The organism is Bacillus sp. FSL R9-9410, assembly GCF_038050385.1.
GTDB classification, from domain to species: domain Bacteria; phylum Bacillota; class Bacilli; order Bacillales; family Bacillaceae_G; genus Bacillus_A; species Bacillus_A cereus_U.
On record NZ_JBBOTV010000001.1, the window covers coordinates 3095489 to 3107276 of the forward strand.

Here is an 11788-nt window from a genome sequence, read left to right on the forward strand (position 1 = left end):
CTTATTTTTCACAAAGCTGCGCTGGTGCCATAATGAGTTAAATTTCTCCCTGCCTATTTTCATTCCACAAACACAAGACAAATCCTACCAAAAATAAAGTAATATTTATAAGAAAATGCCAAAAGAAAGAGGAGCTTTTCTTTTAATTCGAAAAGCTCCTCTTTTTTTAATGTGAAGAAGCATCACTAATACCATGACCAGTATTGGATTTCACAAGAATTTCATCAAACTTTGCTGCATCTTCTTTCTTACTAGAGAAAACAGTTCCTAAATATGCTGCAAGGAATCCAAGCGGAATAGAAACAATTCCAGGTGTCGTATATGGGAATATCGCCTCTCCAACAAATATAGCTTTCCCTACCACAGGATTCCAAACGTTTGGACTTAACCCAACAAGAACAATTGCTGATACAAGACCAACGATCATACCACAAATTGCACCCGTTGTATTAAAGCGCTTCCAATATATTGTAAATAATATAACTGGTAAATTTGCACTCGCTGCAACTGCAAATGCTAGTGATACTAAAAATGCTACGTTTAATGTTTGCGCAAATAAAGCAAGTATAATAGATACTATCGCTACTCCAATAGACGCATAACGAGCCATTGAAACTTGTTCTTTTTCCGTTGATTTTCCTTTGCAAATAATCTCGTTATAAAAATCATGAGCAAATGCGGAAGCCGCTGTTAATACAAGACCTGCTACTACAGCTAAAATTGTTGCAAAAGCAATCGCCGATACGAATGCGAATAAGAAATCGCCACCTAACGCTTTAGCTAATAACGGTGCTGCCATATTACCGGCTGGATTTGCTTGAATAATTGCCTCATTCCCTACAAAAGCCGCCGCACCAAATCCTAAGAAAATCGTCATAATATAAAATGCTCCAATTAACCACGTAGCGTACACTACTGATTGACGTGCTGTTTTTGCATCACGTACTGTGAAAAAGCGGACAAGAATATGCGGTAATCCTGCCGTACCAAGAACTAGTCCTAAATTTAAAGAAAGTGTATCCAGACCATCTTTATACTTTACTCCTGGATTTAAAAATGATTCCTTCAATGGAGTAGCTGTTTTCATTTGAGCGAACATTTCTGTCACACTGAAATTAAATTTGGAGAAAACGATAACAGAAATAATAAATGTACCTGCCATAAGTAGTACAGCCTTTACAATTTGTACCCAACTTGTAGCTGTCATTCCTCCAAAAATAACATAAACAGTCATAAGTGTACCCACGATTAATACAGATGTTGTATATTCGATACCTAATAATAATTTAATAAGTGCACCCGCACCGACTAATTGTGCAATCATATAAAAAATTGAAATCGTCATCGTATTAAGTGCTGCAATACCGCGAACCTTTTTCGCATCAAAACGCGCCGCAATCATATCCGCTAACGTGTACTTCCCTAAATTTCTAAGCGGTTCTGCAACTAGGTACAATACAACTAAGTAAGCAACTAAGAAACCTATACTATAAAAGAACCCATCAAATCCTGTTAAAGCTATCGCTCCGGCGATGCCAAGAAATGACGCAGCAGACATGTAATCCCCAGCAATAGCCAGACCATTTTGCCAGCCAGTTAATCCCCCGCCAGCCGTATAAAATTCACTCGCATTTTTCGTTTTTTTCGATGCAAAATAGGTTATAACGAGTGTACCGAGGACGATAATTAAAAATAGTGCAAAAGCGGTTGTGTTCAAAGTCAGCCCCTCCCTTTTTGCATATCTTGCAGAATTTTTTGCGAGATTTCATCAAAGGATTCTGCTTTTTTGCTATAAATCATACATAATGCCCATGTCATTATAAATTGCGCAAAAGCAAATACCCACGCCCATGTAACATCACCAAATACCGGTGTATTAAGTACCTTTGAATACGATGTTAAAATAGGTAATGTAATAAAAAAACTTAAAAAGAAAATACTCATCGGAATGATAAACTTCTTTTTTGTATTTAATAACAATTGAAACTCTTCAGACTGAACAACTTCTGTATAATTCACCTCACCTTGTAACTTACGTGCTGACGTATCATCTCGTTTCATTCTCTGGTCCCCTCTCTTAACTTAAAATACAATTTACCCTTGTATACCAAAAGAATAAATCTTACAAATATTCAGAAACTTATTTTCATTTTAGACAATCCGTGCATTCCTGCAAAGATTTTTCGATAGACATTTTTCGTCATTTTCTCTTAAATTTTCAATATACTTTTTTAACATAAAATTTGATTGATTCGATTAAACTTTTATTCCCGTTAAAACAGAATAAAGTGAAACTTTAATCAGCTGGGGGGGTTACGGGCAGACCGACTCCCACCTAACTTCTTCGTATTCGCCGAATTTTGAGGTGAGGGTCTTACTGCTCGCAAATAGCGGGATAAAAAAAGTAGTGCTTATCGCACTACTTCTGTCTTTGTCTCCTTTTCTAAATTACGAGCTGTTTCACTTAATTCAACGTCTTTTCCATCTTTAAGCGTTCCAAATATAAAATCGAATACTGGATTTGAAACTCCGAACCAAAACTTTTCATTTTTATAGTGGTGTAATATGTGCTGTTTTTTTAGCCATCTTCCAAACTTAGTGAAGGGACGAATCGGTTTATGTGCAATATAATGTTTCCATTCATAAACGAGGAGCATGATAATCATTCCGATTCCGAATGAAAGTGTAACCGTAACACTTTTTGTAATACCATATGATATAAGTAAATATATAGTAAAGCTAGGTATACTAAACCATACAGGCAAAAATAAAAGTTTCAAATCATCTGGATAGACGTGATGATCATAATGTAATCTTCTTAACATTTTTAATAAAAGTGCGTTTTTAGGCGGCTTTAAATGGAATAAAAAACGATGTGTCATATATTCGTTAAGCGTATAAAAAACAATCCCAAACAGACACGCTAACATACCAATCCATGTGAAAAATTGCATTTTTAAAATAATAATAAAAATTAATAGAACACTATACATAATAACAATATCATGTTGTAAAAAAAACTCTTTCACCACTCTCTTCATCTTACTTCCCCCTTTTCCACAAAAACAGCCGCAACATATCGTTACGACCATTTTTTTCTATTTCATTCTTATTCTATTCACTTTACAAATTTGCCTGCTGTTCTATTGTCGAGAAAAAAGTGTTCGGACCAAATATATTTTGCTTTGGGATAATGTGTTCTACTGCAAACACTGTTACTTCACCCCTTTGTACTTCTCCAATAATAAGCCCAAATACTTCATGGTTTACCGCAAACGTTGGTTGTTTCGTTTGCAGTAACCTTGCTGCATTTTTAAATACCGCTTCATATAGTGGATTCCTATCAGTAATTTCTTTTCGGATTTTTGGTGCTAAAGTGATGATAATTTCTTTTCCGTCAATAGTGGTTCGATACATAAAAATCTCCCCTTCAATCTTATATGAACAACTGTAAAGCTTTGTATGCAAAATGGATAGAATATCCTACTAAAATAATACCTGCTCCGGCTGTAATATAGCCAAGTGCTTTTTTCTTTAATAAAGTTCTTCCAAAATGTACAGAAAAAGCAATATTTAAATTCCACAAAATAATACCAACAATAATGCAAAGACTGTACAAAAAAGCTTCTTGTTTCGTTACCTTTGTAAGCAACGAGCTAAGTGTACTTCCGTATATACCAAACCAAAAAACGAGATTTAATGGATTGGATATCGCAATTAGAAATCCTGCCATAAAAGATTGTTTAAGTCCACCTATCTCTTCTTGTTTATATTCCATATTAGAGTGAGAAATTCCTTGTTTTACACTTTGAAACCCTAAATAAAACAACAAGAAAAAACCAGCGCAATACATAAAAGCTTGTACATATGTATACATAAACACAGAAGATAAACCGAAATAAATAAGAAGCATAAACAAAATATCAGCAGTCATTCCTCCGATTCCAACAATCCACGCATGCCAAAATCCACGTTCAATCCCTCGTTTTAACATTTCAATATTAATCGGACCTACAGGTGCAGCTAATGAAATACCTAATACTATTTGTTGTATAATTGCTCCAAACATCGCTCTATCCTTTCTACTTCTTTTACTATTAAGTAATGATGCAAATATAGAAAATAGACTAGCTTTCATAAAAATTATTCACTAATACAATACCCTTTTTTATCCAAAATATGCAAAAGAGCCATCCAGTTGATGGCTCTTATTTCTCTACTCTATGATGAAAAGGACATTTACCTTTAATCGGCTCAATATCATCCCCTATGAAATATTGTTTCCATTCACGATGATTAGGATCACCGTAGTGACTAATGTTAGGGTGCTTCGGCAACTGATCCCACTTTTCAACTCGTTCACGGACCATTTGTCTTGAATACGAACCTTTAGGACGATCTCCTTCTAATCCATCGAAAATAGTTCGTGGCTGGAATCCAATAACGAGAGAATTTCCTAAATGCCTAGTCTTTCGCTGTTTATAAGCTGGCGAATTCCCAAATGCAAATATTGGTTCACCACCAAATGAAAATTCCCATAAATGATGGTCAGGGTCTGCTGGAATTTGCTTCGGCCATGTTTGGTTATCATTTTCATGTAAATACTGTAGTACTTTCCAAAAGTAATCACGGTAATATTCCAATGATTTTTCTTCACATTCCGGTTCCACAAAAAGAAAAAATCCTCTTCTTACAATCGGCCGCTCTTTCATTAGCTCCAAAAAAGTTAACATTGTATTGGGCAAATGACTCCAATCATTATGAGAGAGAAATGAATAACGAAGTTCATTCTTCTTCAATGCTGTTAAACCGAAATAACACGGGAAGGTTGGTTCTAACACGACACTCGAAAAATCATGAAATTCTTTTGCAACCCAATTCGGTATGTCGACTCTATTTTTCATCCCTTCATTATCTAATAAATAAGACTCATCCATTCTTTCACCTCATTATGTACAGCATTCACTTAAGAATATTACATACTCGGCTTGTCCTATACCTTTTTAAAAATTCGAGAAATAATTAATTTAAAATACAAAATTTTCAAAACTCTCACTTGACTAAATTCTACCAATTCATGTATATTTAAATTAATCATTTAGCGGAATATTCAAGAAAATAGCATTTTTTATTTATATTATTTTTTAATGAATTTCACTAAATGAAAAAAGGAATCGTTTTTAGGAGGAATTGTGACATGCAAGGAAAAGTAAAATGGTTTAACAATGAAAAAGGTTTTGGATTTATCGAAATGGAAGGCTCTGAAGATGTATTCGTACATTTCTCTGCTATTCAAAGCGACGGATACAAAGCTTTAGATGAAGGTCAAGAAGTATCTTTCGACATTACTGAAGGAAACCGTGGACCTCAAGCTGCTAACGTAGCAAAACTTTAATCCCACATATGACAGGAGGTTACCTTACTTGGTAACCTCCTTTGTTATTCCTTTGTATATTTCCGTTTTACAGAGCAAAAACTATGTGAAATGCGCCAAATACAAAGGAGGCAATAACAATGGGGTCACATGTAAATGATTTTGAAGAAGTAAAATTCCGTGTAGAAACTGCACAAAAAATGGTAGGTTCTGCAACAATTTCAATGGATCCAGACACATTAGAGCATGCCACTACTGCAGTAGAATCGGCTCGTTCTCAGCTTGAAATCATGAAATCCGTTGCAACGGATTTAGATGAGCCATTTCTAATGAATGAAGAAAAAAAATTAAGTAAATGCGAGCATCAATTACACGAAGCGAAGCACTAAAAAACATCCAGAGAAAATTCTCTGGATGTTTTTTTTATGACAATTGCTCCCCATACTTTTTCAACTTCTCTCCAACCGTACATTGCCGTATACAAAAAGAATGGGCATAGTATTTACTATGATTTTTCCGATTATGTTCCTGCAGGAAACACCCTCCGCAATACGTTTCTAATAAGTCATTTACCTCTGTAATGAGTTGCTTTTTATTCACGTGTGCACCTCTCTATTCGGTTATTTCTTTATGACTGTCAATTGCCGTCCCTTCTAGTGCTTGCGTTGCTAATTGATGTGCCTCTTTATTTTGTTTTCTAGATATCGGTTCACAAATAAGCTTTAATTTCATGTGCTTCGCTTTTTGTTCAATTTGGTCTAAGTAATGATTTAAATGTTCATCATAGCAAGGCCATTCACCAGCTAATTGCTGCAGTACAACTTGAGAATCTCCCCGAAGTGTAACTGCTTCATATTTAATTCCTAATTCCTCGAGTGTATTCATCCCATATAATAATGCTGCATACTCCGCTTCGTTATTATCATATATGCCTTCTATGTATGCATTGCGACGAATTCGGTAATTTGTATTTCCTTTTTTATAGTATACACATATACCAACCCCAGCTTCTTTCGTCTGTACATCATAACCACCATCAAAATAAACTTGAATTTCTTGAGGCTCTTCCTCCACTTGCTTACTCAGTTTTTTCATTTCTTTTAATGACCATTCCGCGTCCATTTCATCGAAAAATAACAGTTCTTTCGCCCTTCCTGTTTTCTCAAAATCCTCCGCAAATTGAAGTACTTCTTCTATGTTCATATAATCTGTTGTTAATTCAGTTTGTAAACCACGCTTCGTTTTATACAACCAATGTATTTTATATTTCATACTAGATTCCCCTTTTATAAGACTTCTTATATTTATTTTATTATATTCTATCAAGAGTCACATTATTATATTCAATATAATCACATACAAAAAGAGCCATCCTATATAAGGACAGCTCTTTCTTCTATTGCATAAATCTTTCAAATTGCACTCGCTTATTAATCCAGTACATTACAGGCATACCGATCGCCATTACAACAAATTCACCAACTGCACAAGTTAGCCATGTCAATAAAAATGGCAGATCAAATGCAAGATGAAGTTCAATTGCTATCATAAACATTGTGACTGTAAAAATAACTGTATTAAAAATCATACGAGCCCAAACACCTTTAATGAAGCGCATAGAAATAATAGTTGCAAGTAATGCAAGAATTGATTGCCCTACTCCAAATACTAAATCATAAGCGATCATAGGTGAGAAAAAGAGATTTGTTAAAAATACACCTAATACAATCCCGTAAATTGCTTTCTTATTGAATACAACGAGATGATTAAACATCTCTGAAATACGAAACTGTACACTCGTAAAGCCAAATGGCTGAATAAGCATAGAAACAGCAATATATAATGCCGCTAAAATACCATTACCGACTAATGTTCTTATATTCATAACAAAATCTCCTTAGTTTTTTTACGTGGGATGGTTTCGAACCACGTTATTCGTTTTTAAGCAACAAGATTATATTTTACGCAATAGGTACTCTTTCGTCAATAGATTCCTATCATTTACTACCTTTTTTCTTTTAGACAACGTATAATAAAGTGAAACTTTAATCAGCGGGGTTTTGTCCATCCCCCACTGATTATTAGCCAGCACCAATCGGGTTTTTACGGACAGTTAATACGGGATAAAACATATGAAAGATTTAGGAGGTTTCACTTCATGACAGCAACAATTCAAAATGAAAAAGTGATCGTTTCCATCTCTGACAAAGGTGCAGAATTACAAAGCGTTCGCTTAAAAGAAGACAACACAGAATATTTATGGCAAGGTGATTCTACTTATTGGGGACGTCGTGCACCAATCTTGTTTCCAATCGTCGGTCGATTAGTAGAGAATACATACTACGTAGAAGATAAACCTTATTCATTAACACAGCATGGTTTTGCCCGTGATCTTTCGTTCTCTGTTAAAGAACAAAGTGAAACAAAAATTACTTATGTCGTTACTAGTAATGAGGATACGTTACAAAAGTATCCATATGAATTTGAATTACTCGTTTCTTATGAAGTAGACGAACAAAATATACATGTTACATATGAAGTAAACAATCCTTCTTCAAAAGAGATGTTCTTCTCAATCGGAGCACACCCTGGATTCAACTGTCCTTTATTAGAAGGCGAATCATTTACAGATTATCATTTATCATTTAACGGATCTGAACGTTTAGAAACTAGCATATTAGAAGGTCCTTTTCTTTCAAATGAAAAGCAACTAATCGCTGAAAATACGAAAGAATTTCCACTGGCATATGATTTATTCAAAAATGACGCGCTTATTTTTGAAAATATGAATACGAATGAAATTTCTATTCGCTCACATAAACATAATAAATTTGTAAAAGTAGCATTTGATGGGTTCCCATTTGTCGGCGTATGGACACCAGGAGATAACGCACCTTTCTTATGTATTGAACCTTGGTACGGAATTGCTGATGAAGTAAAGCAAGCAAAAGATTTTAAAGAAAAAAAAGGAATTCAATCGTTACAAGCGAATGAAACATTTACATGTCGTTATAGCATTACAATTGGATAAGTACTCTATCCCCTACTTCTAAAAAAATTTTCAAGTAGGGGATAACCTTATAACTGGAGGTTTCTCATTTTGATTGAAGTATATATCGATGGTGCATCAAAAGGAAATCCTGGCCCTTCTGGTGCGGGAGTTTTTATTAAAGGAGTACAGCCACCTGTACAATTGTCATTACCACTTGGAACAATGTCCAACCATGAAGCAGAATACCACGCTTTACTTGCAGCATTAAAGTATTGCACGGAGCATAATTATAACATTGTCTCTTTTCGTACCGATTCGCAGCTTGTCGAGCGAGCTGTCGAAAAAGAATACGCAAAAAATAAAATATTTGCACCACTATTAGAGGAAGCACTGCAGTACATAAAAAGTTTCGATCTCTTTTTTATTAAGTGGATTCCAAGTAGTCAAAATAAAGTTGCTGATGAATTAGCTAGAAAAGCTATCTTACAAAATTAACGGGGGTATGAGTGTGAAAAAAGAGTGGATTGCTCCTCTTGCTTTATTATTTGTCTCTTTTATTTGGGGAGCTACGTTTGTTGTCGTTCAAAATGCTATGTCTTTTGTCGGACCATTTACTTTCAATGGCATTCGCTTTTTATTCGCTGGAATTATTTTATTATTCGTTCAAATGATTTTCTCACAAAAAAATTCAAAACAAGATATAAAACAGAGTAGTCTCGCTGGATTGATTGTTGGATTCTTTTTATGTGTTGGCTATTTATTACAAACATTCGGCTTACTTTATACAACCTCTTCAAAAGCTGGTTTCTTAACTGGACTTAGCATCGTTATGGTTCCAATCCTATCTTTTATCTTTTTAAAACAGCGGGCTACAATTTTCATCGTACTTGGTATTGCTGTAGCGACAGCAGGTTTATATTTATTAACTGCTGGTGATTCTTTTCAATTAAACATTGGAGATATACTCGTTCTCGGTTGCGCTGTCGCTTTCGCTGCCCATATTCTTGTTAACGGCTTCTTTTCTAAAAGAATCTCTCCTTTATTATTAAGCACATCTCAAGTATTAGCTGTTGGTATATTTTCTTCTATTTGCGCTTTTTTGTTTGAAGATTGGGAAAAGTTATTTTCAGTATCACTATGGACGAATCATTCCTTTTTATTCGCTCTCTTTCTAACTTCCCTGTTTGCGACATCCATTGCTTTTTTCATTCAAACATCGGCACAAAAACATACTTCTCCAACAAGAGTAGCAATTATTTTCGCAATGGAGCCCGTTTTTGCTGCATTAACAGGCGTTCTAGTTGCAAACGAACAACTTTCTATTTCTGCCATTATCGGTTGTTTATGTATTTTCCTAGGTATGATTTTTGTTGAATTACCTTCAAAAACAAAAAAAGAAGCGCGGGCTGCGTGAAGTTACGCTTGTAACTTCCGCATAAAAGCCTTAGCGCTTTTTTTATCTGTAATTTCTTCCTCTTTCAATCGTTCTAATAACGCAACAAAATAACTGCCATCAAACTGTAACTGATGTTTAATCGTCGCTTCTATTGCTACGTTCACAATTCCATCAGATGCACCAGTATATCCTTGTCCAAACATAATAAACCCGTGTGCTTCCTCTGATAATTTAAATCCTTTCGTATGTAAGAATGAAAGATAATCTTCTACTGTTTGCATAATATTCCCACCTACTCAAAAATTCTCCACTTCCTATCATACATGTTCTTATACTCTATGAGAATGAAATTTCTTTGACAACTTTGTAAATCGCTCGTCTACTTCACTAATGATAGAGGATTCTCATACACTATTACGGAATATATAAAGTGAAAATCATTCTGTATTAAAGGGGAGAAACAATGAAACAAGCTCTATTAATTATTGATGCTCAACAAGAACTAATTGATGGAAATGAACAAGAAAATGAAGTTTTCCGTAAAGCCGAGCTATTAGCTACACTAAATGCCGCTGTACAGCAAGCAATAGATTCAAATGCTCTTATTATTTTCATAAGGGATACTGATGTTGCTTCTGGTAAAGGAGAAGGATTTGAAGTACATAAGCAAATTAACATCCCTCAATCTGCAATCCTTATTAATAAAGCCGCAACAAATTCATTCTATGGCACTTCTTTACACGAAATTTTAAAAGAAGAGAAGGTTACACATCTTGTTATAGGTGGATGTAAAACAGAACATTGCATCGACACCGCTGTTAGAACAGCTACTGTACAAGGTTTTGATGTCACATTAATTAAAAATGGCCATTCAACAACTGATTCTAACGTATTGTCTGCAGAGCAAATTATTGGTCATCATAATAAAACTCTACACGGTCATTATAATGTTGATCATTTTTCTATGGTGAGAGATATCGAGGAAGATCTCTTTCAGCCAACTCACGACCAATATCGTGATTAACGAAAAAGAATCCTTCATTCAGAAGGATTCTTTTTTATCCAAAAATTTGTGCCGCAATACTATATAGCTCATTATTCCTTTTTAATAATTTATCGCTATTTTTCATCATAATTGGTGGTGTATTAACCTTTTTAAAACCGATAATCTCTAATTCTTTCATGAAATCTTTCTTTCCTTCTGGTACATCAATTCTCAATTTACCATTATGTTCTCTTACTAAATAATGTACCATTCTCATTGCCATCTTATCATTTTTAGCAACAATTGGTCCTATTATTTTATTTTCTGGCGTTTGTATACTTATACCGTATCCTAATACATTTTGTTGTGCATCCTTTGTAACAATACATTGTTCACTTTGTATAATTCGATACTTTAAAAACTCTTCTCTATTTGTTCCAAATGCATCTTTATCTATTTGTATTATTTCTTCTAAATCACGTTCTTCATAATTCACAATATACTCTTCATTTCCTACACAATGGTAATTCGCATTGTACGAGTTACATATGTATTTAGAAACATGACTAACAGCCCTGAATCCTATTTTTTTATATAAAATTTTCCCATCATCCGTAGCAATAAGCATAATGGGGGTTTGAGTTGATACGCTTTTAACACATGAATCCGTTATTATCTTTCCAATCCCTCTTCCTTTATAATCTGGATGTACAATTACCATTCCTATTGACACTAACACTTCTCCGTATAATATAATTGCAGCGCTTGCAATAAGTTTTTTTCTCTCATTCCATACGCCGTATACAATACCGGAGTTAAAAATCGTTTCAACTTCTTCTCTGTTATAATCCCATCCAATATATGAAGATAATGCAACAATATCCTCTGTATCTTCTTTCCTCAGACGCTCCACTCTCATTTTCAATTCAATCATTCTCCATCTCCTTATCTAGACATTTAAATCATTATTATCAAATCAACTTGTACATGTTTCCCTTTACCAGTCACACACATATCCTATTTTGACCAAGACTATATTGT

General features: G+C 34.4%; 17 protein-coding genes and 1 riboswitch. Of the genes, 6 read left to right on the forward strand and 11 right to left on the reverse strand.

All coding sequences use genetic code 11. The annotated features are described in order from the left end of the window. Positions 1-166: 166 nt before the first annotated feature. The 6 genes from MKX77_RS16095 to MKX77_RS16120 form a co-directional block, all read right to left on the reverse strand. Positions 167-1717, reverse strand: a complete 1551-nt coding sequence (locus tag MKX77_RS16095; protein ID WP_215555830.1) for a solute symporter family protein — start codon at positions 1715-1717, stop codon at positions 167-169. A 2-nt stretch (positions 1718-1719) separates the two neighbouring features. Then, positions 1720-2061 (reverse strand): DUF485 domain-containing protein, encoded by a 342-nt coding sequence (locus tag MKX77_RS16100; RefSeq protein ID WP_341307219.1) that lies wholly within the window; start codon positions 2059-2061, stop codon positions 1720-1722. Between the two features lie 350 nt (positions 2062-2411). Further along, positions 2412-3041 carry a sterol desaturase family protein gene (locus MKX77_RS16105; protein ID WP_341307220.1) on the reverse strand — a complete coding sequence of 210 codons (630 nt, stop codon included), beginning with the start codon at positions 3039-3041 and terminating at the stop codon, positions 2412-2414. Between the two features lie 82 nt (positions 3042-3123). Beyond that, positions 3124-3417 (reverse strand): hypothetical protein, encoded by a 294-nt coding sequence (locus tag MKX77_RS16110; RefSeq protein ID WP_002011898.1) that lies wholly within the window; start codon positions 3415-3417, stop codon positions 3124-3126. Positions 3418-3436: 19 nt separating this feature from the next. Further along, complete coding sequence (locus MKX77_RS16115) at positions 3437-4069, reverse strand: LysE family transporter (RefSeq protein WP_002030886.1); 633 nt, start codon at positions 4067-4069, stop codon at positions 3437-3439. A gap of 139 nt (positions 4070-4208) precedes the next feature. Continuing rightward, complete coding sequence (locus tag MKX77_RS16120; RefSeq protein WP_341307221.1) at positions 4209-4937, reverse strand: YqcI/YcgG family protein; 729 nt, start codon at positions 4935-4937, stop codon at positions 4209-4211. Between the two features lie 260 nt (positions 4938-5197). Between MKX77_RS16120 and cspB the strand changes: the two genes are divergently transcribed. After that, on the forward strand, positions 5198-5395 hold the full coding sequence (gene cspB / locus MKX77_RS16125; protein ID WP_215555826.1) for a cold shock-like protein CspB: 198 nt from the start codon (positions 5198-5200) through the stop codon (positions 5393-5395). Between the two features lie 119 nt (positions 5396-5514). After that, entirely contained in the window at positions 5515-5763 is a 249-nt protein-coding gene (locus tag MKX77_RS16130) for a DUF2564 family protein (protein WP_002011905.1), read from the forward strand. A 34-nt stretch (positions 5764-5797) separates the two neighbouring features. Here MKX77_RS16130 and MKX77_RS16135 read toward each other — a convergent pair whose 3' ends face one another. The 3 genes from MKX77_RS16135 to MKX77_RS16145 all read right to left on the reverse strand — a co-directional run bounded on the left by MKX77_RS16135 (position 5798) and on the right by MKX77_RS16145 (position 7259). Next, entirely contained in the window at positions 5798-5974 is a 177-nt protein-coding gene (locus MKX77_RS16135; protein WP_081338087.1) for a zinc-finger domain-containing protein, read from the reverse strand. Between the two features lie 12 nt (positions 5975-5986). Continuing rightward, a complete protein-coding gene (locus tag MKX77_RS16140; RefSeq protein WP_341307222.1) occupies positions 5987-6646 on the reverse strand; it encodes a ribonuclease H family protein in 660 nt (219 codons plus the stop codon). Between the two features lie 124 nt (positions 6647-6770). After that, a complete protein-coding gene (locus tag MKX77_RS16145; protein ID WP_002011909.1) occupies positions 6771-7259 on the reverse strand; it encodes a QueT transporter family protein in 489 nt (162 codons plus the stop codon). Positions 7260-7265: 6 nt separating this feature from the next. Continuing rightward, positions 7266-7310, reverse strand: a riboswitch (PreQ1 riboswitch). A gap of 222 nt (positions 7311-7532) precedes the next feature. On the opposite strand from MKX77_RS16145, the gene MKX77_RS16150 reads away from it, so the two are divergent. The 3 genes from MKX77_RS16150 (at position 7533) to MKX77_RS16160 (ending at position 9780) form a co-directional block, all read left to right on the forward strand. Next, positions 7533-8405, forward strand: a complete 873-nt coding sequence (locus MKX77_RS16150; RefSeq protein ID WP_341307223.1) for an aldose 1-epimerase family protein — start codon at positions 7533-7535, stop codon at positions 8403-8405. A 69-nt stretch (positions 8406-8474) separates the two neighbouring features. Beyond that, positions 8475-8861 (forward strand): reverse transcriptase-like protein, encoded by a 387-nt coding sequence (locus MKX77_RS16155; protein WP_341307224.1) that lies wholly within the window; start codon positions 8475-8477, stop codon positions 8859-8861. Positions 8862-8874: 13 nt separating this feature from the next. After that, positions 8875-9780, forward strand: a complete 906-nt coding sequence (locus MKX77_RS16160) for a DMT family transporter (RefSeq protein WP_341307225.1) — start codon at positions 8875-8877, stop codon at positions 9778-9780. Positions 9781-9782: 2 nt separating this feature from the next. Here the strand turns inward: MKX77_RS16160 and MKX77_RS16165 are convergent, their stop codons facing one another. Then, positions 9783-10043: a DUF6123 family protein gene (locus MKX77_RS16165; RefSeq protein WP_002158528.1), complete on the reverse strand. Its 261-nt coding sequence runs from the start codon at positions 10041-10043 to the stop codon at positions 9783-9785. A 182-nt stretch (positions 10044-10225) separates the two neighbouring features. On the opposite strand from MKX77_RS16165, the gene MKX77_RS16170 reads away from it, so the two are divergent. Continuing rightward, positions 10226-10786 carry a cysteine hydrolase family protein gene (locus tag MKX77_RS16170; protein WP_341307226.1) on the forward strand — a complete coding sequence of 187 codons (561 nt, stop codon included), beginning with the start codon at positions 10226-10228 and terminating at the stop codon, positions 10784-10786. Positions 10787-10820: 34 nt separating this feature from the next. Here the strand turns inward: MKX77_RS16170 and MKX77_RS16175 are convergent, their stop codons facing one another. Further along, positions 10821-11681 carry a GNAT family N-acetyltransferase gene (locus MKX77_RS16175; RefSeq protein ID WP_341307227.1) on the reverse strand — a complete coding sequence of 287 codons (861 nt, stop codon included), beginning with the start codon at positions 11679-11681 and terminating at the stop codon, positions 10821-10823. Positions 11682-11788: the final 107 nt, after the last annotated feature.